This window comes from Pseudomonas sp. JAI120, from assembly GCF_014207255.1.
In the GTDB taxonomy this organism is placed as follows: domain Bacteria; phylum Pseudomonadota; class Gammaproteobacteria; order Pseudomonadales; family Pseudomonadaceae; genus Aquipseudomonas.
In genome coordinates this window covers 2,446,110-2,467,691 of the sequence record NZ_JACHCZ010000001.1, presented here as the reverse complement: position 1 = coordinate 2,467,691, position 21,582 = coordinate 2,446,110, and the positions used below count along the sequence as shown (strand labels likewise).

Below are 21,582 nucleotides of genomic sequence, written 5' to 3'. Positions count from 1 at the left end.
GTGTACAAGCTTGCCTTCTTCGTGCCCGACAGCCATGTGGAGGCGGTGAAAACCGCCGTCTTCGCGGTTGGCGGCGGGCGCATCGGCGACTACGACAGCTGCGCCTGGCAAGTACTGGGCCAGGGCCAGTTTCGCGCGTTGGACGGCAGCCAGCCGTTTATCGGGCAGGTTGGCCAGGTTGAAGTGGTGGAAGAATGGAAGGTTGAGCTGGTGGTGGCCGATGAGTTGATCAGCGCGGTGGTCGCCGCGTTGAAGCTCAGCCACCCCTATGAGACACCGGCTTATGAAGTGTGGCAGTTGGCGGACTTCTGATCCGCCGACGGTAAAGACAAGAAACCCGCTGGGCCAGTTTGGCCAGCGGGTTTTTTGTTGACGGTCACGAACCCCGCGTCAAAGCCTCAGTGGCTCAGGGGGCCGGAACCAACCCCACTTCCGCCTTCAACGCATCGATCAAGATGTTTTCGTAGCTGAAACGCTTGCCCTGCATCGGCTCCCAGCGTTCGACATAAAACAGGCCGTTGTTGTCGACCTTGATCGGCGTCGACACGATCTCCCCGCTGCGCGAGCGATGCAGCAAGTTGCTCTGCGACGGCGACGAGCGTTCGATCAGGAACAGGCCGGGCCGGTTCAGTCGTGCCCTGTCCACCGCAACGAACGGGGCGGGGGCGTTGATACCGGCAACACCGGCGTCTAGGATGAAGTCGCTGCGCAAGGCTTTCCTGTACGGACTCATCCCTTCGGCAAACGACTCCCAGGCACCCGGACGAATATTCCGGGCCAGCGCGGGGGCTGTGTCCCGGACATGCAGGCTGACCGCACCTTGCAGTTCCGCCAGGCCTTGCACGCCCAGGTGCGTATTGGTGTGGGTGCTGCCAATGAAGGCAAGCCACTTGTGAGATCCCTGTGCCGCCTGGTCGGCCGTGATTACCTGGTTGGCGAAGTAACTGAACAGCTGGTTGCGCGAGACGTCCGCATCCCCCAGGCCCTTGACGTGATAACTGGCGGTGCAGTCCAGGGCCCGGATGCGCAGGCCATGTTTGGCCGCCGCCTGGATCACCTCAGTGTAGGTATCGTTACCTTTGTAGCCAGGCATATGGCCCCGATCCAGCTGGGTGAGGTAGCGCTTGAGGTTGTCCGGCAGCCGCTGTGTACGCAGAAAAATATCCAGCTCTTCCTGGTGGATATCGGTCAGCAGGTGCTCCATGTACAGCGTCTTGAATTCCAGGTCCTTGAGCTTTTTCATGTAGTCGCGCAACCAGCGTTTGCTGGACTGCGCGCTGTGTCCTTCACCGATTACCAGCCCCGAGAACTCGCTTTGACGGACGTTCTCCAGCAGCGCTTCCGGGCTTTTCGGTGAGGCGAGAACGGAGGGATCGGGCCTGGCGGGGGGGACGTGGCTGGCCAGGTAGGTATCTGCATCGGTGACCAGACGTGCCCTGGCGTTTTGAAACGCCAGGAAGGCCTCGGTATGGTCAGGGTTCTGTGGGAAGTAGCGAGTGTCCAGCCCGTGCCGGGTATCGGTCTGACGGACGATGCTTTCCCTGAGAGGGCGGGCAATGTCGTATTCGTCGTAATGTGCCACCGCCGCCGTGACTGTGCTGGACGATGCTATCGGCTCGGGCGCTTTGTACGAGGTTCGCAGGGCCAACTGGTAATCGCCCCTGGCCAGCGCGTCACCCGCCAGGGCGCCGGGGGCGTCGACCCACACGCCCACCGGTTGGTCCGCGCCCACATCCACCACGCGCAGCGCAACCGCATCCTGCAGGTCCGCCAGGCCAGGCGTTTTCTCGAAGGTACGCAGGCGGGAGTGATCCACCAGGGCAATCCAGCATTCATCCTGTTCGCTGAGGGCATCGGCCTCAATGACTTTATGGGAGTAGAAGTTCCTGACGCTGTTACCCCGTGGCGTGGTCGGTGGGGTATCGCCCATTTGCAGCACATCGTCCAGCAGGTAGGACGTGGAGGCGTCCAGGGCTTTGACCTGCATGCCCTTTTCCTGGGCTTTGCGCACCAATGCTACGTAGGAGTACTCGGCATCCTCGGCAAAACCGAGGGTTTTATCGACGGCCCTGAGGTGCCGTTCGATATGCTGCCAGGATTTGCCGCTGTTGAGTTTTTCCAGTTTTAGGCGGAATACATCGGTGGGCAGGTACTCGATGTACACATGCTTGAAGCCGCGCTCAATCAAGGCGTCCATCTGGGTGATCAATAGTTGTTTGCTGGCGATGGAGCCCGGTAGTGCGCCAATGACCAGGTTCTTGTTGCCGCTGAAGGCATCGCTGGCAATCAGCTGTGCAAACGATGTGCTGGCCTCCAGGGCCGGGGGCGCGGTACGGGGCGGCAACGGGTCGAGGTGCTTGAAAAAGTCCTCGGCGTCAGTCGCCAAGCGTTTGGCCTGTTGCAGGTAAGCCGTGCGCAGGGATCGCAGGTCGCTGATGCCACTTCCCCGACCGACGTTTGTGGTGCCGAACTCCCATTCGGAACGTGACAGGATGTCGGCTCGCACCTGCGGGTTAAGGGCCAATTCCAGCTTGCCGGCGTATTTCCCCGGTACCTCGTAAGGCTTGAGCGGCTCCGGTGTGTCCGGCAATTTTTCATACTTGGGCGCGCCGCCCGTGACCCCGGTGCGGCGCCACACACCTTGTGCATCAGGCGCAGCCACGCGAGTCGTGGAGATCAATTTGCCGGTAGGCGGATCGAGTCGGTACAGCAAATAACGTCCGATCGGGTCCGGGGTGTTCTTCGCCCAAAGCAACTCGCCATCGAACAGCACCGCCTGCATGTCTGCCGGTGCAAGAGCCTGGGCTTGCAGGGGTTGCACCAGCTTCACGGCCTCGCTGGCAGCGGCGGCGCTCTTGGCTGCCTCGCGCGGCGCCGGTCTTGCCAGTTGCCTAAGGGAAACCAATGCCGGGCGCAGATCGGTAAAAGCCGCGCCGGCGCTGTTGAGCACGTAACCGATCAAGTGTTCCACGGCAGCCCCGGTGTCGCCTTGCTCATAAGCGTTCAGGGCGAGCATGCCGTCCTTGAACGCCAGCAGCATGCCCAGGCTCAGGCTGACGGTGGGAAACGGCGCGGTAGCAATGGCAGTGACCCATTCCACGCAGGTCCAGAGGATGCCCGTGATCATCTGGGTGCGATTGGCCGTGGTGCCTTCAACGTCATCGATCTTGCGCTGCAGCTTCATGTCGTACAGTGCTCGACGCAGATCCGTCAGCGGTGGTTGTGCACGGATTGTGTCGTAGCGTGCCGGGCTGGTGTCGGTTTTGTTCAGGTCCTCGGGCAGCTGTGCCTTGGCATTTTCGAGAAAGGTACGCACTTTGGCCTGGGAGTGGGCGCCAACCCGCAGGGTGAAATAGCCGACCATGCCGGGCACCTTTTTCAGCAGGTAGTTGAACTGCCTGGCCTCGCGAAAGCTGATGCCGTCCGGGGCATTGGGGGTGTAGAGCAGCGTCGGGAAAGTGGCGTGGCTGAAGAGGAAATTGCCCATCACCCATTCGCCATCGATGAGCAGGCGATGAATGGCGTAGGTGTTGCGTGTGTCGGTGGCGGTGTCACCCATGCTGGCTATGGCGAGCTCCAACCAGGTCCAGTCGACACCAGCGATGTAGCCTTCAAGCCGGCACTCCAGGGCGGCGCTCTGCATCTGGCGCTGGGTGATGCTCAGCGTCGCATTGCGCCGCAGGTCATAGTCCGCGTTGCCAACGTTGAGCAGGCGGCGCCTGACCTCGTTGATGTAACGCTGGCCGACCCAGGTGCCGGTGATCGAGCGGGCGACTTTTTCTGCCGTCAGCGCACTCAGGTCCACCCCTTTGGGGCCTTTGAACCGGGCGGCGCGCGAGAACTTCTCGTCGATAAACCCCACACCGTTGGCGTAGCCGTCGCGGTACAGCTGGGTGTAGGTCATGGGCGCGGGGGTTAATGAGCCGAGCAGCGCCGGTGGTGAGAAGGCCCAGACGGTGTCGGGGTCGACATCGTTCTGAGGGCGTGCCAACAGCAGGTTAAGGCGTTTTTTGGCCTGTTCATGCAGGTAGTCAGCGAAGCTGGGAAACTGCGCGTCAGACAGCGGAAAGTCCTGGTAGGTGAGCAGCGCACCTTCGCTGTCCTCGGCCAGTTTCAACAACTTGCGGCGGGTGTCGGGGTGGGCCGCGCGGTACCAGGTCGGGGTGCTGAACGCGTAGTCGTCGAGGCGGGTCGCCAGCACATGGGCGGACATGGCCTTGAGGCAGTCGGCGTGGCTGCCGACATTGCCAAAGCTGATCGCTGTGTACTCGCGGTCCTGAACCTTGAAGCTCAAGCCGCTCAGGACGCGCTTCATGGCCCTGCGAAAACGCAGGGCGACCCGTTTGATCAGGTAATCGGTGAGGGTGCCCGGCGGTTTTTTTTCGCCGTTGTCCAGGCTCCAGCCGAGGATGTGATTCTGGCACGCGACCTCGCTGTCGAAAGCCTGGAACTGCTGCTCCCGTGGCGCTTCGGGCGTGCACAGCAACAGGCGGATGATCGCGCCGCTGGCGTCGCGTTGGCGCAGTACCCATATGTCCTGCAACTGGGCTTCGTGCAATGACAGGGTGGCGGCGCTCAGGCGAGTGTTGGTGCCCAGGCGTACGTCCTGGACCAACTGAAAGTCCTCTTCACTGAGATGACCCTGGAGCATCGCGGTGTAGGCCAGTGCGTTGATCCGCTGGTCGAGCATTGCTTCGATCGCACGGCTGACCACAGGTTTGGCATGCATCTGTTGCTGCAACTCACCGAACTCGATACGCGGCTGCAAGGTGGTCAGTACCTGCGCCAGCCAGGCGGGAGTCAGGTCCTGGTAGGCCTCGGGCAGCGGTGCCTCCTGGTAGGTCAGCGTGGTTTTGGTCAGGAAGTCCGAACCCGGCGCGTCATCACCGGCGTGCAGCCCGCGCAGGGCCAGCTCAACCAGGTTGCGGTCGTGTTCGTATTCGCCGATGGGGTCCACGTAGCGGCGCGTGTTGATCACCAGGTGTTCCGGCGCCAGGTCGTGGATGTCCAATTCATCGCTGAGGTGTTGCAGCAGTCGATAACGGGCCAGGGCTTCAGGGCTGGTGACCGGGCCGAGCACGTCGAGAAGCTGCTGGCGGGCCTCGTTATAGCTCGCCAGGTGAGCGGCGAGTGCGGCGCGGCGAGCTTCGGTGGCGCTGCGATACCAGTCCGGAGCGCTGTGGCGCAGGTGCCGCTCCAATAGACGTCGGCTGCGCCATTGCAGGCGTGCGCTGAAATCCGGCGACCCCCGCGCTATGGCACGGTCCAGGGCGTCGATCAACTGAGCCGCCGCGTGGGCGGGGTTGTCCACCAGGCTCAAGGCGCGCTCGATGTCCTGGGTGCGCTTGTCGACCAAGGCGTTGTAGGTGTGCTCAAACAGCGGCTTGTCCTGGATGGGCGTCAGTTCCAGCGGCCAGATGGCGGCGGGCGTCACATCGCGATAACGCACGGGCAACAGCGCCATGAAGTCGCGTCGCCGCTCGGCATCCTCCATGCCTTGCAGCACGTGCGTATTGAGTTGCGCCAGCGAGCCGAAGGACTCGATCCCGCGCGAAGGCGTGAACAGCATCACTTCACCTAACGCCGGCACAGCGCTCAGGTCAGCCACCACAGGGTTGGTTTTTTCGGTCAGGACGAAGGCCCCGGCCAGTTCGACCGTCTGATCCTGATAACGAAAGGTCAATGCATACAAACCAGGGCGCAACGTAGCGCCCAGCGGTACGCGCTCAAGCATGGCCTGTTGTTGCGGATGCAGCAGGCGGTCCTGGGCACTGACCGCCGTTTCGTTGGCCAGGGCCGTGTAGCCGGCTTCAAAGGTCATGAAGGATTTGCGGGGCTTGCCATCGATTTGCTCGTTGCGATCAAGTGCCAGCAGATACGTATTCAAGGTGGTCTTGAGTGCTTCGACTCGGGCGAGCAAATCGCTCTGGGTGATGTCCTGATAGAGGGCGCGGCTCTTGGCCAGGAACTGCTGGCGGTAACGCGTCAGGATGCCGTTGGTTTTTTCCAGGTAGGCCAGTTCGGCAGACGGTGTGTGTTCGGGCACTAGCGGCTTTTCGATCTGGAGCAGATGGTGCCCGATCTGATTGAGGTGACCTTTGATACCTTCAAAGGTCTGGGGGGTTGTGCTCACAGGTACGCTCTCCATGCGGGGATAAGAACCTTGAGCATGCGCAGGCGGGCCATTGGCAGAGAGGTAGATAAGTAAGTTTTTTGATTTGTGGGAATGAATCTACCCGACGACAATCTGCATGTTTCCTACAACCCTTTCAGGTTGTCCCTAGGAACCCGCCTCAATAACCTTCGCCGGTCGCTGACAATTCAGTGATCGGGGTTTGAACTCAAGACCCGTTCAGTAACGTTGCACCGGCTTGAGATTCAATAATGGAGTTACCAGACGTCGTCGTTCCTAGACTCAATACGAGTACTGCACTGGGGCAAGCATTGGTTTCGATGTTCAAGTCCATCGAGGTGGAGTTAATGCTTGAGGGCGCCGCGTCAGGCGCGGTCAAGTCATTGTATTCGGTGGTTGCGCTGTTCATTTATATACGCACCACCGTGTTTCCACTGACGTGGATGCAGAGATTTATTGCGCGAATATTCAGGACAAGCTGCGTCTGCGGACATTGCTGGCCGAGTTTCCAGAGCAGTTTTTCGACCAGCAGTCTGGCCGTGTAATGGAACTGAATTACGATCTTCAGTACAACACGGGTTTTGGCCCGCTTCACGAAGATTACTGGGAACGCAGTCTTCCCCTCGAAGAGTTTCCTGATGAGTCTGCATTGCATCTGCGTATAGCTGCGCCTATCGATATTGCAATTTCCAAACTGGGTAGAGCGACTGATCAGGACATTGGCGATATCATGGCGTTGCTTAGGGCCGGCTTCATTGTGACCACTGAGTTCCGCCGGCTGGCGTTGCAGGCGATTGATATGTATGTTGGTAACAAAGAGCCACCTAGATCCATTCTGACCAATATTTTGCACGATTATCTGGACACTGAAGTTGACGAAGCCTTTTGATGGTCCAGTCCTCTCTTGCGCCTTGGGGACTCTGGTCAAAGAACCTTTGAATCAGGCTGATGACACTGCTCTTGTCAGTGCAGCGAAAGCGGTTTGGTACTCGGAAGCGAACCTTGTGGGCGAGGTGAGAGCTTTTCTGGAGGAACACTCCAGTGAGGTGGAACTTCGTCGCGCAGGCTACTTGCTTGAGCGATTCACGCGTTTTTCGTGTGCGACAGACAGTCGGGTAATGGAGGCGTTGAAGGCGCTTGAGTTGTTTTCTGCTTCCAGGCAAGACGTAAAACCACAAGGTACTGTTGCGCTTCGCCGTCGTCGTGATGAGTTGGCAGTGTCTTGGGGGTTGAGTGAAGGGCTGGGTTTGAAGGCTCAGGCATTGATACCTTTTCAGACCCGCCACTACGAGGCGCAACAACGTGCGGCAGCATCTACCTAAGCGTTGGTCGCGATCAGAGGACCCGGTTCAGGCCGGTTTTTTATTGTCTGCGATATCTTCAGCTCTCGGAGATTTCCCACAATCTGTTCAGGTTGTCCCTCGGAACTCACCTCACTAACCTTCGCCAGTCGCTGCTTATTCAGCGATCGGGACTGCAAGCCCGCCGAAACCTCACCAGTTAGTCACAAGCGCCTTTATAATTGCGGCGCTTTTTCATGGTCGTCATATGGTGGCTGTGTGCGGGAGACCTTCGGGTCTACCGAGATTTACTGGTGATTCTCGGTCTTGCAGGCCTGCACACAGCTGCCACCCATCAACTGCAAGTGATGCTGGCTGCTATTACTTCACACCAGAGGTTCACCATGATCAAAGACAGTCCAAATCCCCCATCCGCCTCTCAACCCACCGACCAACTCTTCACCGTACTTCCCCATCTGAACAGCGAAACCTTGCTTGCCAACGCATCCCAGGATCTGGCATCCGTGCAGGCGCTGGCGGCCCATCTGGCGTTTGACATCGACGGCTCGCAGCGTGATGCGGTGCTGGGCATTCACCGGATGGTGGAGGGGATCCAGTTGATGGTGGATCGAGTACTGGATTTATCCGAGGTGCCTGCGCAGTAGTAATTCGGCGCCGATGAGGCCCATTCGCGAGCAAGCCCGCTCCCACATTTGACCGTATTGCCAAGTCGGGCACCGATCAAAATGTGGGAGTGGGCTTGCCCGCGATTGGTCAGTACGGTCACCGCAGCTCTATACCCTGGCGCCTACGTCACGGCCACTGACCAAGCGCTCCAGTGCGTCCCCCAACCCCGACGCCTTGTCACCCATCACCAGGTGCCAGACCCCGCTGTCCAGTTGGCGCACACCCTGGCAACCCAACGCCGTCAGTTGAGCTTCGGACACCACCGAATCATCGCCCAACTCCACCCGCAGTCGCGTCATCGCCACCGCTTCCAGCTGGCGCACATTCCCTCGACCGCCCAGCGCGCTCAGCCATTGTTCGGCCTCCTGCACATTCACCGCAGTCGGCTTATCCACAGGCACCGCCGCTACGGATGCAGAGGCCACGAACGATGGCATCGCCAACCGAATTTCATCGGCAATGCTGTCCGCCAGCGGTCCGACCACCACCTGCAAACTCCCCCCATTGCCAGGCCGCACCACGGCCATCGCACCCAGGGCTTTCAATTCGGCATCCACGGCTTTGTTGCGGTCGACCATGTCCAACCGCAGGCGCGTGGTGCAGGCGCCCACACTGAGCAAGTTGGCCGCACCGCCCAAGGCCCGGATGTAAGCCGTGGCGCGCTGGTTATCACTCATCGCTTCGGCCTTCGCCACCTGGATATCCTCACGGCCCGGGGTTTTCAGGTTGAAACGGCGGATGCAGTAACTGAAGACGCTGTAGTAGATCGCGGCATACGCCAGGCCCACCGGGATCACCAGCCAGCCATTGGTGGACTTGCCCCAGCCCAGCACCATGTCGATAAACCCACCGGAGAAGGTAAAGCCCAGGTGGATATTCAACATATTGGTCACCGCCATCGACAGGCCGGTGAGCAGCGCGTGGATCAGGTACAGGAACGGTGCGAGGAACATGAACGCGAATTCAATCGGCTCGGTCACCCCGGTCAGGAACGACGTCAGCGCCATCGACAGGAAGATCCCGCCCATCACCTTGCGCCGCTCCGGCAGGGCGTTACGGTACATCGCCAGGCATGCGGCGGGCAGGCCGAACAGCATCACCGGGAACATGCCGGTCATGAACTGGCCGCCTTTCGGGTCGCCTGCAAAGTAGCGGGTCAGGTCGCCGGTGACGACGGCGCCGGTGACCGGGTCGGTGAAGGTACCGAATACGAACCACGCCATATTGTTGAGGATATGGTGCAAACCGGTGACGATCAGCAGGCGGTTGAACACGCCAAACACGAACGCGCCGAAGCTGCCACTTTCCATCAGCAACACGCCGAAGCTATTGATGCCGTGCTGGATCGGCGGCCAGATCAGGCCAAAGATCACCCCCAGCGCAACGGCCGAGAACCCGGTGACAATCGGCACAAACCGCCGCCCGCCGAAGAACGCCAGGTATTCCGGCAGCTTGATGTCCTTGAAGCGGTTATACAGCGCACCGGCCATCAGGCCGCTGGCGATACCGGCGAGCATGCCCATGTTGATGCTGCTGTCCATCACCTTGAGTGTGGAGACCATCACCAGGTAACCAATCGCACCGGCCAGCCCGGCCGTACCGTTGTTGTCGCGGGCAAAGCCCACGGCGATGCCGATGGCGAAGATCAGTGCCAGGTTGGCGAAGATGGCCTGGCCGGCATCGTGCATCACCGCGATGTTCAACAGGTCGGTGTCACCCAATCGCAGCAGCAGGCCGGCAATCGGCAAGATGGCGATGGGCAGCATCAGCGCGCGGCCCAGGCGTTGCAGCCCTTCGATGAATAATTGGTGCATGGCGGGTCTCCTTTTTCTTGTTGTTGTCAGCTCAGCGGCCAGTGGTGTTGACAGGCTTGGCGAACTGCCTTGGCGCTGCTCAGGTCAAGCAGGCCCTGGCTGAGTTGCCGGCATTGCGCCGCGTCCAGGTGACGGACGCGGTCCTTGATTTCTGCGATCTGCGGCGGGCTCACCGACAGTTCGCTGACCCCCAGGCCGACCAGCACCGGCGTGGCCAGCGGATCGGACGCCAGGGCGCCGCACACGCCGACCCAGCGCCCGTGTTTCGCCGCGCCGGTACAGGTCTGGGCGATCAGCCGCAACAGCGCCGGGTGCAGCGCATCGACACGTGCGGCGAGGCCGGCGTGGTCGCGGTCCATGGCCAGGGTGTACTGGGACAGATCGTTGGTGCCGATGGACAGGAAGTCCGCGTGCTCGGCCAACTGCTCGGCCATCAGCGCCGCGGCGGGCACTTCGATCATCACCCCCAGCTCGGGGCGTTGGGTCAGTTCCAGCTCTGCACACAACTCATCCAGGCGCTGGCGAATCTGCAGCAGTTCGTCGACTTCGCTGACCATCGGCAGCAGGATGCGGCAGCGTTCCAACGGGCTGACTTGCAGCAGCGCCCGCAGTTGCTGGTCGAGCAGTTCGGGACGCACCTGGGCCATGCGGATGCCGCGCAGGCCCAGCACCGGGTTAGCCTCGACGGGAAGCGGCAGGTAGTCGAGCTGCTTGTCGCCACCGACGTCGATGGTGCGGATGATCACCGACTTGTCGCCCATGGCGTCCAGCACGGCTTGATAAGCGTCGCATTGTTCCTGCTCATCCGGCGCAGTGCGGCGGTCGACGAAGAGGAATTCGGTGCGCAGCAGGCCGACGCCATCGGCGCCGTTCTCAAACGCTATGTGCGCCTCGGCACTCGACGCGACATTGGCGGCCACTTCGATGCTTACGCCATCGCGGGTCAGGGCCGGCGATTGGGCCTGGGCCTGTTGATGCTGGCGGCGCAGTTTTTGTGCGTCACGCATCTGGTGTACTTCGGCATGGCGCGCCTCGCTGGGGGCCAGCTCCAAGCGGCCGTTGACTGCGTCGAGCACCACGCGCTGGCCTTGCGGTACAGCGAGCACTTCAGCACCCAGGGCAACCACGCAAGGCAAGCCCTTGCCCCGGGCCAGGATCGCCACATGGGAGGTGGCGCCGCCTTCGGCCATGCAGATCCCGGCAGTCTGTTGCGCGCTCAGTTGCAGCAAATCCGAAGGGGTCAGTTCATGGGCACTGACAATCGCCCCCGCAGGCAACTCGAAATGCCAGGCTTCGCCCAACAGTGCGCGCAGCACCCGTTGTTGCAGATCGCGCAGGTCGTTGGCGCGTTCGGCGAACAGCGGCTTGCCCAGGGCCAGCAATACCGCGCACTGCGCCTGGATCGCATCGCGCCAGGCGTGGGTGGCGGCGCTGCCGTGTTCGATGGCGTCGGTGGCGGCCTCCAGTAGGGCCGGGTCTTCGAGCAGGGCGAGGTGGGCGGCGAAGATCTCTTCTTCTTCGACGGCCTTGCGTTGGCGAGCCTGGTCCAGGGTGCTGCGGATCTCACCGCGCACCTGCTCCAGGGCCGCGTCCAGGCGTTGCAGTTGTTCGTCGGTGCCGTGATTGCCGGGGTCTGACGGCAACTCGATACCCGCCAGCCGGAACAACGGCCCGCAGACCAGGCCCGGCGCCGCACACACGCCCTGCAACACATCTGCCTCAGTAGTTGCCCGGCGTGGCATGGCGACGACCGGTGCGTGGTGTTCTTGCTTAACCGCGACGGACAAGGCCGCGACCAGCGCCTGCAGCGCGGCCTCGGCGTCCTTGCCGCGACAGGTCACGCGCACCTCGTCGCCTTCGCCAATGCCCAGCCCCATCAGGCCGATCAGGCTGTCGCAAGCGGCCGACTTGGCGCCGAAGTGCACCTTTGCCTGGCTGCTGAAACCCTGGGCGGTCTTGCGGATCAGCGCCGCCGGTCGTGCGTGCAGGCCGCCACGGTGAGTCACGCGCACGCTGGCGCTGGCTTCGGCGACGACGTTATCCACAGCCGTTTGCAGCGGCGCGGTTGCGCGCGGCACGACCTGCAACAGCGGTTCGCCCAGCTTGACGGTTTTCGCGGCAAGCGGGCGCAGTTCAAAGTGTTCGCCATTGGTGAGGATGATCAGGCTGATCAGGCTTTTGCACTGGCGGGCGATACGGTCCAGGTCAAAGCGCACCAGCGCCTGCCCATTGCGGACCCGGGCGCCTTCCTTGACCAGCAGGGCAAACCCTTCGCCATTCAATTCGACCGTGTCGATGCCGATGTGCAGCAACACTTCGGCGCCATTGTCGGCACGAATCGTCAAGGCGTGGCCGGTGCGGGCGACATGGATGATTACGCCATCACACGGCGCATGCAGGCAATCGTTGAGCGGGTCGATAGCGATGCCGTCGCCCATGGCGCCGCTGGCGAACACGTCATCAGGCACGGTGCCCAGGGCCAGTAACGGCCCGCTTAGGGGCGCGTTGAGGGTTAATTCATTATTGTTGTTGGACATGGGCACGGTACTCATCAGGAAAGCGCGACTCAGTGAGTGCGGGTAACTTTGCTCAGGTGGCGCGGCTGGTCCGGGTCCATGCCTCGGGCGACGGACAGGCCGGCTGCCATGACATAGAAACTCTGGATCGCCAGGATCGGGTCCAGGCTCGGGTGTTCGGCGCGGCTCAGGGTCAAGTCGCGTTCGGCGATATCGTCGGGCGCGGCGAGCAGCACGCGGGCGCCGCGCTGGCGCATATCGGCGGCCAGGCTCAACAAGCCGGCTTGCTCGGCACCCCGTGGTGCGAAGACCAGCAGCGGGTAGTCCGCGCCGATCAAGGCCATCGGCCCGTGGCGCACCTCGGCGCTGCTGAAGGCTTCGGCCTGGATCGCCGAGGTTTCCTTGAGCTTGAGCGCCGCTTCCTGGGCGATGGCAAAACCGGCGCCACGGCCGATCACCATCAGTTGCTGGCAGCCACGCAGCGCCTCGATGGCGTGCGTCCAGTCCTGCCCGGCGGCCTCACGCAGGCCAGCGGGCAGGGCCTGGCAGGCTTGCAGCAAGTCGGGCTCCTGGTTCCAGTGGCCGATCAGCAGCGCGCTGGCGCTGAGGGTGGCGATAAAGCTCTTGGTCGCGGCGACGCTGAGTTCCGGCCCGGCGCACAGGGGCACATGGAATTCACAGGCGGCTTCCAGCGGTGAGTCTTCGACGTTGACCAGCGAGATGCTCAAGGCGCCACGCTTGCGCAGCAGGCGCAGGCTGTTGACCAGGTCCGGGCTTTGCCCCGACTGGGAGAAACCGAACGCTACCTGGCCGCTGACTTTCATTGGTGCTTGCAACAAGGTCACCACCGACATCGGTAACGACGCCACCGGGATGCCGACATGCTGCATGGTCAGGTAGGCGAAGTAGCTGGCGGCGTGGTCCGAGCTGCCCCGCGCAATGGTCATCGCCACTTGTGGCGGCTGGCGGCGCAGGCGGCCGGCGACTTCTTCCAGCAACGGTTCCAGGCGTTGCAGTTGCGCCGCGACGGCGTCACAGGAGGCCAAGGCCTCTTCAAGCATTTTTGAAGACAATGGTTTCTCCTTCGACCATGACGTCGGTGAGGTGCAGGGAGCGGTCCAGGCGCACGCAGTCGGCGAAGCTGCCGGGTTGCAGGCGACCGCGTTGTTCCAGGCCCAGGTAGTCCGCCGGAAATTGCGACAGGCGTTGTGAGGCTTCGCTGATGGGCAGGCCGATTTTCACCAGGTTGCGCAGCGCCTGATCCATGGTCAGGGTGCTGCCGGCCAGGGTGCCGTCGGCCAGGCGCACGCCGCCCAGGCATTTGGTCACGGTGTGGCTGCCCAGCTTGTACTCGCCGTCGGGCATGCCGGCGGCGGCGGTGGAGTCGGTGACGCAGTACAGGCACGGGATCGCGCGCAGGGCCACGCGCATGGCGCCGGGGTGCACGTGGAGCAAATCCGGGATCAACTCGGCGTACTGGGCGTGGGCCAGCGCGGCGCCGACGATGCCCGGTTCGCGGTGATGCAACGGGCTCATGGCGTTGTACAAATGGGTGAAGCTGGTGGCGCCGGCAGCGAGGGCGGCGACGCCTTCTTCATAGCTGCCCAGGGTGTGGCCGATCTGCATACGCACGCCGCGCTCGCTGAGGGCGCGGATCAGGGCGTCGTGGCCGGCGATTTCCGGGGCGATGGTAATTACCCGGATCGGCGCCAGGCGCAGGTAGGCTTCAACTTCGGCCATCAATGCGGTATGAGCGAAGTTGGGTTGCGCGCCGAGTTTTCCCGGATTGATGTAGGGACCTTCCAGGTGCACGCCGAGTACCCGGGCGCTGCCTGCAGGACGCTGTTCGCAGAAGCGGCCGAGTTGGCCCAGCACGCTGGAGATTTCCTCCACCGGGGCAGTCATGGTGGTGGCCAGCAGCGACGTGGTGCCGAAGCGCACGTGGGTGCGAGTGATGGTCTCGAAGGCGTCGGCGCCTTCCATGATGTCTTTACCGCCGCCGCCGTGGACGTGCAGGTCGATAAAACCCGGCAGCAGGTACGGCAAGTCGTTTTCAGCCGGATCGCAACGCTCGCCTTCAATGGCGATGACCTTGCCGTGCTGGTGCACCAGGCGGCCGCGCATCCAGCCGTGGGGCGTGAGGATATTGTCTTCGGACATGGGCAGTTCTCTAAGGCCGCAACTCGGCGGCAAAGTCATAACGGCGAAGCTCTGCGACAAAGTCGTAGTAGTCGTTGCGGCAGTAGGTGTCGGTGATTTCGATCGGCGTGTTGTCGGCGGTGTAGCCGACCCGGGTCATCAGCAGCATGGCGGTGCCGGGGGCGATGCCCACCAGCTTGGCGAATTCATCCGAGGCGTTGATCGCCTGGATGTGTTGCAGGGCGCGAACGATGGGTTTGCCGATGCCTTCCAGGTATTCGTACAGCGAATTGCCGATGGCTTGCGGCTGCGGCAGTACCGAGGCGGGCATGGCGGTCATCTCGATCGCCATCACGGTGTCATCGGCCTTACGCAGGCGTTTGAGGCGCGCGACCTTGTCGTTCGGCGACAGGCACAGTCGGATCAGTTCTTCATGGGTCGGCGGGGTGATGTCACGTTCCAGCCATTGGGAACTGGGCACAAATCCCTTGAGGCGCAACATCTCGCTGAACCCCGACAGGCGCGACAGCGGTTGCTCCAGGCGTGGCGTGATAAAGGTGCCGGAGCCCTGGCTGCGGCGGATCAGGCCTTGGGCAAACAACACTTCCAACGCTTTACGGGCGGTGACCCGCGAAATGCTCAGCTGCTCGCTGAGGGCACGTTCCGAGGGCAGGGCCTGTTCGGATTTCCACTGGCCGGCATGGATCGCCGCTTCCAGGTTGCGGGCCAATTGCAGGTACAGCGGTGTGGATTGCTTGTCGTCGGGACGCAGCGTCAGGATGGGGTTCATCTATGGGGTTTCCGATGCGGTTATTGGAGTGTTGTCGCCCGGTATTGGCCGGAAGCTAATACCACTTAAATACCATGTCAATGCTTCCAAAACGGTGCATGTAGCGGTTTAAGGGCACCTTAACGGTGCCTGGTATCAAGTGGTATTAGAGAGGTCTTTATAGCGCGCAGAGGTGCGCAGCCCGCGCAGTGAATTGGTATTCACTGGCAGGGGCTGCCGAGGGCAGGAATCTTTTTTGATTTATTTTACGAGCGGTCCAACGTCAGGGCCGAATCTCGATCAGCGTGCCGTCCTTGACCAGGTTCCAGACTTCGCGCATGTCGACGTTGCGCATGCCGATGCAGCCGTCCGTCCAGTCCAGGGTGTGAAACCACTGCTCCGGGTACTCTTCGGTGTCGGGCGTGCCGTGGATCATGATCATGCTGCCGGGCTTCACCCCTTCGCGTCGGGCGCGGGCGGCATCGCTGATATTGGGGTAGGAGATGTGCATGGACAGATAGTAGCGGTCGCTGGTCTTGCGCCAGTCGATCCAGTACAGGCCTTCCGGTGTGCGGCGGTCACCTTCGATCAGCTTGTGGCCCTTGGGGTTTTTGCCCAGGGAAATACGGTAGGTCTTGAAGGGCTTGCCGTCGTTGATCAACTGCAATTGGTGGGCGGACTTGAGCACCAGGACTTTTTCGACCGTCTTGCCACCCAGGGTTTCCACGGTAGAGGCTGACGACAGCGTGGCGAACGACAGGCAGATCAGAGCAAGCAACCAACGCATTAAAACGGTATCCCTGTGGCGACGAGCGGCCGAATGGTTATTGGGCGGGCTTGGAAAGAGGTGGCACGGCTTCGCTGCGCACCGGGAACGACTGCTGGCGGCGGTCGGCGAAAAAGTATTCTAGGGTACGCCCGACCGTGCGGAAAGCCAGCTCGGACCAAGGGATGTCAGCCTCGTCGAACAGCTGCACTTCGAGGCTTTCGGGGCCTGCGGCGAAGTCCAGGTCGACCAGTTCGGCACGGTAGAAAATATGCACCTGGCTGATGTGCGGCACATCAATCAGGGTATAGATGCTCAGGTTGCGTACGTGGGCGCAGGCTTCTTCCAGGGTCTCGCGCATGGCGGCCTGTTCCACGGTCTCGCCGTTTTCCATAAAACCTGCGGGCAGGGTCCAGTAACCCAGGCGCGGCTCGATGGCGCGGCGGCACAGCAGCACCTTATCGCCCCACACCGGCACGGTACCGGCGACGATATTGGGGTTTTGATAGTGAATGGTCGAGCAGTGATCACACACAAAACGCAGACGGGCGTCGCCGTCGGGAATGCGTTGGGTAACCGGTTTACCGCACTGGCTGCAGAAATTCATGCTGGGGTTCCTGGAAAGTGCGTCTATCTTGGCTTGGCCGGCAGGGCCCTGCAAGTTGTCGTTTAGCGACAGCCCTAAGGTTTTGGGGTTGGGCACCCGGCGGCTTTGGTGCATGATGCAAGGTAGCCAACAGACCGAGATGACTCATGCTGGACGAGCTACTTCGCCGGGTAAGCAACCACACCCCCCACACGCTGGAAACCGACGGGCGTTTCCCCGAGGCCGCGGTACTGGTGCCGATTACCCGCAGTGACGAACCCGAGCTGATCCTGACCCTGCGCGCCAGCGGCCTGTCGACCCATGGTGGCGAAGTGGCCTTTCCCGGCGGGCGCCGCGACCCCGAAGACCCGGACCTGATCTTCACCGCCCTGCGTGAAGCTGAAGAAGAAATCGGCCTGCCCCCCGGCCTGGTGGAAGTCATCGGCCCGCTCAGCCCGCTGATCTCCCTGCACGGCATCCGGGTCACGCCCTATGTGGGGGTGATCCCCGATTACGTCGAATACCTGGCCAACGATGCCGAGATTGCCGCCGTCTTCAGCGTGCCCTTGGATTTTTTCCGACAGGACCCGCGCGAACATACCCACCGAATCGATTACCAGGGCCGCAGTTGGTACGTGCCCAGTTATCGCTTCGGCGAATACAAGATCTGGGGCCTGACGGCAATCATGATCGTCGAGTTGATCAACCTGCTTTATGACGACGCCAAGATCAGCCTGCACCAGCCGCCCAAGAGCTTCATCAATACCTAAGCCGTCGTTTGAACGGCCAGCCGTGAGGGAACACCATGAAATACCGCCTGGGCGATGCCCGCGTCGAGACCCATCCACACAGCTGGGTGGCGCCGAATGCCACGCTGGTGGGCAAGGTCAAGCTGGAGGAGGGCGCCAACGTCTGGTTCAACGTGGTGCTACGCGGCGACAACGAACTGATCCTGATCGGCAAGAACAGCAACGTGCAGGACGGCAGCGTGATGCATACCGACATGGGCTACCCGCTGACCCTGGGCACCGGCGTGACCATCGGCCATAACGCCATGCTGCACGGCTGCACGGTCGACGATTACAGCCTGATCGGTATCAACGCGGTGATCCTCAACGGCGCCAAGATCGGCAGGCACTGCATTATCGGCGCCAATTCGTTGATCGGCGAAGGCAAGGAAATCCCTGACGGTTCCCTGGTGATGGGCTCGCCAGGAAAAGTGGTACGTGAATTGACTGACGCGCAAAAACGCATGCTCGAAGCCAGCGCCGCACACTATGTGCATAACGCCCAGCGGTATGCGCGTGACCTGGTCGAGCAGGAAGAATGAGTGCAGTTGAACGCCCTGTCGCCTCGCCGTGCGTGAGCATTTGCGCGCTGGATGACGACGATATTTGCACCGGCTGCCAGCGCAGCGTGGATGAAATCACGCGCTGGAGCCGCATGGACAACGCCGAACGCCGGGTGGTGCTGGGCTTGTGTCATGAGCGGGCGGTGGCGGGAGGGTTGGTGTTTATGGCTTCTGGTAAATCCGGCGCCTGATAGATCGCCATCGGGAGCAAGCCCCCTCCCACATTTTGACCTCATTCTTACAGTTTAAACGCGGTTAAGTGTGGGAGGGGGCTTGCCCCCGATGAGGCCCGCCAAGACGACATATTTCCAAATGTGAAGTACCCTGTGGCCCTTGTTCACAGGTCCCTCGCCCCATGCTCTTCCTGATCGCCTACATCAGCAGTGTCGTGCTGATCAACTTCGCCTTCTCCACCGCCCCGCACCTGGATGTCATCTGGTCGGCCTGGGGTGGCCTGGTGTTTATCCTGCGTGACATGGTGCAAACCCGCTTCGGCCACGGTGCGATCATCGCCATGCTGGCGGCGCTGGTGTTGTCGTATATCACCTCCGACCCGTCCATCGCCCTGGCCAGCGCCACGGCATTCGCGGTGTCGGAATGCATCGACTGGCTGGTGTTCAGCATCACCAAGCGTCCGCTCCACGACCGCCTGTGGATAAGTTCGGCGCTGAGCATTCCCCTCGACACGTTTATCTTTTTCGGCCTGATCGGCGCACTCACACCTGCCGTGGTGGGCACGGCCCTGGCATCGAAATTCGCCGGGGTCACGGTGGTGTGGCTGATCATGGCCTGGCGTATCCGCAAGCGGGCCGTCGCCAACTGAGGCCAATTTTTACAGTTCATGTAAAATGCCGGCCTTTCTCCCCATGATCCGCTCCCCTGAGGACCTGAGATGACCCGAATCGGAACTCCATTGTCGCCAACCGCGACCCGCGTTTTGCTGTGTGGCTGCGGTGAGCTGGGCAAGGAAGTGGTGATCGAACTGCAACGCCTGGGCGTTGAAGTGATTGCCGTGGATCGCTATGCCAATGCACCGGCCATGCAGGTTGCCCATCGCAGCCATGTGATCAATATGCTCGACGGCGCCGCCCTGCGTGCGGTGATCGAAGCGGAAAAGCCGCATTTCATCGTGCCGGAAATCGAAGCCATCGCCACCGCGACCCTGGTGGAGCTGGAGGCCGAAGGCTTCACCGTGATCCCGACCGCCCGCGCCGCGTCGCTGACCATGAACCGCGAAGGTATCCGTCGCCTGGCCGCCGAAGAGCTGGACCTGCCGACCTCGCCGTACCACTTCGCCGACACCTTTGAGGACTACAGCAAGGCTGTCCAGGACCTGGGCTTCCCTTGCGTGGTCAAGCCGGTGATGAGTTCGTCGGGCAAGGGCCAGAGCCTGCTGCGCAGCGCCGACGATGTGCAGAAAGCCTGGGACTACGCCCAGGAAGGCGGGCGTGCCGGTAAAGGCCGGGTGATCATCGAAGGCTTTATCGATTTCGACTATGAAATCACCCTGCTGACCGTGCGTCACATCGGCGGCACCACCTTCTGCGCGCCGGTGGGTCATCGTCAGGAGAAGGGCGACTATCAGGAATCCTGGCAGCCGCAAGCCATGAGCCCGATTGCCCTGGCCGAGTCCGAGCGTGTGGCCAAGGCAGTGACCGAGGCGTTGGGCGGTCGTGGCCTGTTTGGCGTGGAGCTGTTCATCAAAGGCGATCAGGTGTGGTTCAGCGAAGTGTCACCGCGCCCCCATGACACCGGCCTGGTGACCCTGATTTCCCAGGACCTGTCGCAGTTTGCCCTGCATGCGCGCGCCATCCTGGGCCTGCCAATCCCGTTGATCCGTCAGTTCGGGCCTTCGGCTTCGGCGGTGATTCTGGTGGAAGGGCAGTCGACCCAGACCGCATTCGCCAACCTCGGCGCCGCCTTGAGCGAGCCGGACACGGCGTTGCGTCTGTTTGGTAAGCCAGAAGTGAATGGCCAGCGCCGCATGGGCGTGGCGTTGGCGCGGGATGAGTCGATTGAAGCGGCTCGAGCCAAGGCGACCCGTGCTTCCCAAGCGGTTGTTGTAGAGCTCTAAAAGCATCGGGGACAAGCCCCCTCCCACACTGACCGCGTTTAATCTGTAGGAATGCGGTCAAAATGTGAGAGGGGCTTGCCCCCAATAGCTGTTTATCAGGCAACCCTGTTCAAATCGTTATCCCGCGTCTCTTTCAGGCACAGCACCGCAATCAAGCTGAGCAACGCTGCCGCCGACACATACCCGCCGACATAACTCAGCCCACCCATCGCCACCAGCTTGGTCGCGAAGAACGGTGCGGCCGAAGCGCCGACAATCCCACCCAGGTTATACGCCGCCGAAGCCCCGGTATAACGCACGCGAGTCGGGAATAATTCTGGCAACAGCGCACCCATCGGCGCGAAGGTCACGCCCATCAGGAACAGCTCCAGGGCCAAAAACAGTGCTACGGCCCAGGTCGAACCGTGGGTCAACAGCGGTTCCATGGTAAAGCCCGACAGAATCGCCAGGACTGCGCCGACGATCAGCACCGGCTTGCGCCCATAGCGATCACTGGCCAGCGCCGCCAGCGGTGTGGCCAGACCCATGAACAGCACTGCAAAGCACAGCAACCCAAGGAACGTCTCGCGGCTGTAGCCCAGCGTCGAAACGCCGTAGCTCAGGGAAAAGGCCGTGGTGATGTAGAACAGCGCATAGCACACCACCATCGACGCGGCGCCCAGCAGGACCGGCAACCAATGCTGGCTGAACAGCTCCACCAGCGGCACTTTCACCGGGGCTTCCTTCGCCACGGCATTGGCGAACACCGGGGTTTCATGCAGCTTCAGGCGCGCATACAGGCCGACCATCACCAAGGCTGCGCTGAGGATGAACGGGATACGCCAGCCCCAACTGCGGAACTGCTCGTCATTCAGGCTCATCGCCAGGATCAGGAACAAACCGTTGGCTGCCAGGAACCCGATCGAGGGGCCCAGTTGCGGGAACATGCCGAACCAGGCGCGCTTGCCCTTGGGCGCGTTCTCGGTGGCCAGCAGTGCCGCGCCACCCCACTCGCCGCCAAGGCCCAGGCCCTGGCCGAAACGCAGCACGCACAACAGGATCGGCGCCCAGGCACCAATGCTGTCATAGCCGGGCAGCAAGCCGATCAGCGTGGTGCACACGCCCATCAGCAGCAGCGAGGCCACCAGGGTCGACTTGCGGCCGATGCGATCGCCAAAGTGGCCGAACAGCGCTGAGCCCAGTGGGCGGGCGATAAAGGCGATGCCGAAGGTCAGGAACGACGCCAGCATCTGCGCGGTACCGGAGGTCTGCGGAAAGAACACCGGCCCGATCACCAGCGCGGCAGCCGTGGCGTAGATATAGAAGTCGTAGAACTCGATGGCGGTGCCGACGATGCTCGCGGTGGCGACACGTGCGGTCGAGTTGGTCGGGGCGGCGGTCGCGGCCTCGTTATAGGTGGTGCTCATGGAGGTATCCCTGACGGTCGTTGCGCGCTTGGACGCGGATTATTATTGGGTCGAACACCCT

18 protein-coding genes are annotated in these 21,582 nt (G+C 61.9%); 9 read left to right on the top strand and 9 right to left on the bottom strand.

Annotation, left to right across the window (positions count from 1 at the left end; all coding sequences use genetic code 11):
• A complete protein-coding gene (locus tag HDC32_RS11625; RefSeq protein WP_167655129.1) occupies positions 1 to 312 on the top strand; it encodes an NGG1p interacting factor NIF3 in 312 nt (103 codons plus the stop codon).
• 94 nt (positions 313 to 406) lie between these two features.
• Here HDC32_RS11625 and HDC32_RS11620 read toward each other — a convergent pair whose 3' ends face one another.
• The gene (locus HDC32_RS11620; protein ID WP_184744009.1) at positions 407 to 6,133 is read right to left on the bottom strand and encodes a membrane-targeted effector domain-containing toxin; all 5,727 of its coding nucleotides are present in this window, start codon (positions 6,131 to 6,133) and stop codon (positions 407 to 409) included.
• A 382-nt stretch (positions 6,134 to 6,515) separates the two neighbouring features.
• On the opposite strand from HDC32_RS11620, the gene HDC32_RS11615 reads away from it, so the two are divergent.
• From HDC32_RS11615 to HDC32_RS11605, 3 genes are all read left to right on the top strand, one after another.
• Complete coding sequence (locus HDC32_RS11615) at positions 6,516 to 7,022, top strand: DUF6036 family nucleotidyltransferase (protein ID WP_311771964.1); 507 nt, start codon at positions 6,516 to 6,518, stop codon at positions 7,020 to 7,022.
• Positions 7,006 to 7,455 (top strand): hypothetical protein, encoded by a 450-nt coding sequence (locus tag HDC32_RS11610; RefSeq protein WP_131697961.1) that lies wholly within the window; start codon positions 7,006 to 7,008, stop codon positions 7,453 to 7,455. The genes HDC32_RS11615 and HDC32_RS11610 overlap by 17 nt, the downstream gene beginning before the upstream one ends.
• 362 nt (positions 7,456 to 7,817) lie before the next feature.
• On the top strand, positions 7,818 to 8,078 hold the full coding sequence (locus HDC32_RS11605; RefSeq protein ID WP_131697960.1) for a DUF6124 family protein: 261 nt from the start codon (positions 7,818 to 7,820) through the stop codon (positions 8,076 to 8,078).
• A 129-nt stretch (positions 8,079 to 8,207) separates the two neighbouring features.
• Here HDC32_RS11605 and nagE read toward each other — a convergent pair whose 3' ends face one another.
• From nagE to HDC32_RS11570, 7 genes are all read right to left on the bottom strand, one after another.
• On the bottom strand, positions 8,208 to 9,914 hold the full coding sequence (gene nagE, locus HDC32_RS11600) for an N-acetylglucosamine-specific PTS transporter subunit IIBC (RefSeq protein ID WP_184744006.1): 1,707 nt from the start codon (positions 9,912 to 9,914) through the stop codon (positions 8,208 to 8,210).
• A 26-nt stretch (positions 9,915 to 9,940) separates the two neighbouring features.
• Positions 9,941 to 12,451 (bottom strand): phosphoenolpyruvate--protein phosphotransferase, encoded by a 2,511-nt coding sequence (ptsP, locus tag HDC32_RS11595; protein ID WP_184744004.1) that lies wholly within the window; start codon positions 12,449 to 12,451, stop codon positions 9,941 to 9,943.
• A 29-nt stretch (positions 12,452 to 12,480) separates the two neighbouring features.
• A complete protein-coding gene (locus HDC32_RS11590; RefSeq protein ID WP_184744164.1) occupies positions 12,481 to 13,491 on the bottom strand; it encodes an SIS domain-containing protein in 1,011 nt (336 codons plus the stop codon).
• The gene (gene nagA, locus HDC32_RS11585) at positions 13,484 to 14,590 is read right to left on the bottom strand and encodes an N-acetylglucosamine-6-phosphate deacetylase (RefSeq protein WP_184744001.1); all 1,107 of its coding nucleotides are present in this window, start codon (positions 14,588 to 14,590) and stop codon (positions 13,484 to 13,486) included. The genes HDC32_RS11590 and nagA overlap by 8 nt, the downstream gene beginning before the upstream one ends.
• Positions 14,591 to 14,600: 10 nt before the next feature.
• Complete coding sequence (locus tag HDC32_RS11580; RefSeq protein ID WP_131697956.1) at positions 14,601 to 15,359, bottom strand: GntR family transcriptional regulator; 759 nt, start codon at positions 15,357 to 15,359, stop codon at positions 14,601 to 14,603.
• Between the two features lie 262 nt (positions 15,360 to 15,621).
• Positions 15,622 to 16,125 carry a murein L,D-transpeptidase family protein gene (locus tag HDC32_RS11575; RefSeq protein ID WP_131697955.1) on the bottom strand — a complete coding sequence of 168 codons (504 nt, stop codon included), beginning with the start codon at positions 16,123 to 16,125 and terminating at the stop codon, positions 15,622 to 15,624.
• 37 nt (positions 16,126 to 16,162) lie between these two features.
• Complete coding sequence (locus HDC32_RS11570; RefSeq protein ID WP_131697954.1) at positions 16,163 to 16,711, bottom strand: NUDIX hydrolase; 549 nt, start codon at positions 16,709 to 16,711, stop codon at positions 16,163 to 16,165.
• Positions 16,712 to 16,857: 146 nt separating this feature from the next.
• Here HDC32_RS11570 and HDC32_RS11565 point away from each other — a divergent pair, with 146 nt between their 5' ends.
• The 5 genes from HDC32_RS11565 (at position 16,858) to purT (ending at position 20,115) form a co-directional block, all read left to right on the top strand.
• Complete coding sequence (locus HDC32_RS11565; protein ID WP_071489281.1) at positions 16,858 to 17,460, top strand: CoA pyrophosphatase; 603 nt, start codon at positions 16,858 to 16,860, stop codon at positions 17,458 to 17,460.
• A gap of 35 nt (positions 17,461 to 17,495) precedes the next feature.
• Entirely contained in the window at positions 17,496 to 18,020 is a 525-nt protein-coding gene (locus HDC32_RS11560; protein WP_184743998.1) for a gamma carbonic anhydrase family protein, read from the top strand.
• Positions 18,017 to 18,232, top strand: coding sequence for a DUF1289 domain-containing protein (locus HDC32_RS11555; RefSeq protein WP_184743995.1), 216 nt, complete (start codon positions 18,017 to 18,019; stop codon positions 18,230 to 18,232). Before HDC32_RS11560 ends, HDC32_RS11555 begins: the two co-directional genes overlap by 4 nt.
• A 164-nt stretch (positions 18,233 to 18,396) precedes the next feature.
• Positions 18,397 to 18,864 (top strand): VUT family protein, encoded by a 468-nt coding sequence (locus tag HDC32_RS11550; protein WP_053135599.1) that lies wholly within the window; start codon positions 18,397 to 18,399, stop codon positions 18,862 to 18,864.
• Positions 18,865 to 18,933: 69 nt separating this feature from the next.
• Positions 18,934 to 20,115: a formate-dependent phosphoribosylglycinamide formyltransferase gene (gene purT, locus HDC32_RS11545; RefSeq protein WP_145338405.1), complete on the top strand. Its 1,182-nt coding sequence runs from the start codon at positions 18,934 to 18,936 to the stop codon at positions 20,113 to 20,115.
• 95 nt (positions 20,116 to 20,210) lie between these two features.
• Here purT and HDC32_RS11540 read toward each other — a convergent pair whose 3' ends face one another.
• Positions 20,211 to 21,521, bottom strand: coding sequence for an MFS transporter (locus tag HDC32_RS11540; RefSeq protein ID WP_053135602.1), 1,311 nt, complete (start codon positions 21,519 to 21,521; stop codon positions 20,211 to 20,213).
• Positions 21,522 to 21,582 lie beyond the last annotated feature (61 nt).

Coding starts and splice junctions, on each gene's coding strand:
- HDC32_RS11555 (WP_184743995.1), top strand. CDS start 18,017: ATGAGTGCAGTTGAACGCCCTGTCGCCTCGCCGTGCGTGAGCATTTGC.
- purT (WP_145338405.1), top strand. CDS start 18,934: ATGACCCGAATCGGAACTCCATTGTCGCCAACCGCGACCCGCGTTTTG.
- HDC32_RS11565 (WP_071489281.1), top strand. CDS start 16,858: ATGCTGGACGAGCTACTTCGCCGGGTAAGCAACCACACCCCCCACACG.
- HDC32_RS11580 (WP_131697956.1), bottom strand. CDS start 15,359: ATGAACCCCATCCTGACGCTGCGTCCCGACGACAAGCAATCCACACCG.
- HDC32_RS11560 (WP_184743998.1), top strand. CDS start 17,496: ATGAAATACCGCCTGGGCGATGCCCGCGTCGAGACCCATCCACACAGC.
- HDC32_RS11540 (WP_053135602.1), bottom strand. CDS start 21,521: ATGAGCACCACCTATAACGAGGCCGCGACCGCCGCCCCGACCAACTCG.
- HDC32_RS11570 (WP_131697954.1), bottom strand. CDS start 16,711: ATGAATTTCTGCAGCCAGTGCGGTAAACCGGTTACCCAACGCATTCCC.
- HDC32_RS11605 (WP_131697960.1), top strand. CDS start 7,818: ATGATCAAAGACAGTCCAAATCCCCCATCCGCCTCTCAACCCACCGAC.
- ptsP (WP_184744004.1), bottom strand. CDS start 12,451: ATGTCCAACAACAATAATGAATTAACCCTCAACGCGCCCCTAAGCGGG.
- nagA (WP_184744001.1), bottom strand. CDS start 14,590: ATGTCCGAAGACAATATCCTCACGCCCCACGGCTGGATGCGCGGCCGC.
- nagE (WP_184744006.1), bottom strand. CDS start 9,914: ATGCACCAATTATTCATCGAAGGGCTGCAACGCCTGGGCCGCGCGCTG.
- HDC32_RS11590 (WP_184744164.1), bottom strand. CDS start 13,491: ATGCTTGAAGAGGCCTTGGCCTCCTGTGACGCCGTCGCGGCGCAACTG.
- HDC32_RS11575 (WP_131697955.1), bottom strand. CDS start 16,125: ATGCGTTGGTTGCTTGCTCTGATCTGCCTGTCGTTCGCCACGCTGTCG.
- HDC32_RS11550 (WP_053135599.1), top strand. CDS start 18,397: ATGCTCTTCCTGATCGCCTACATCAGCAGTGTCGTGCTGATCAACTTC.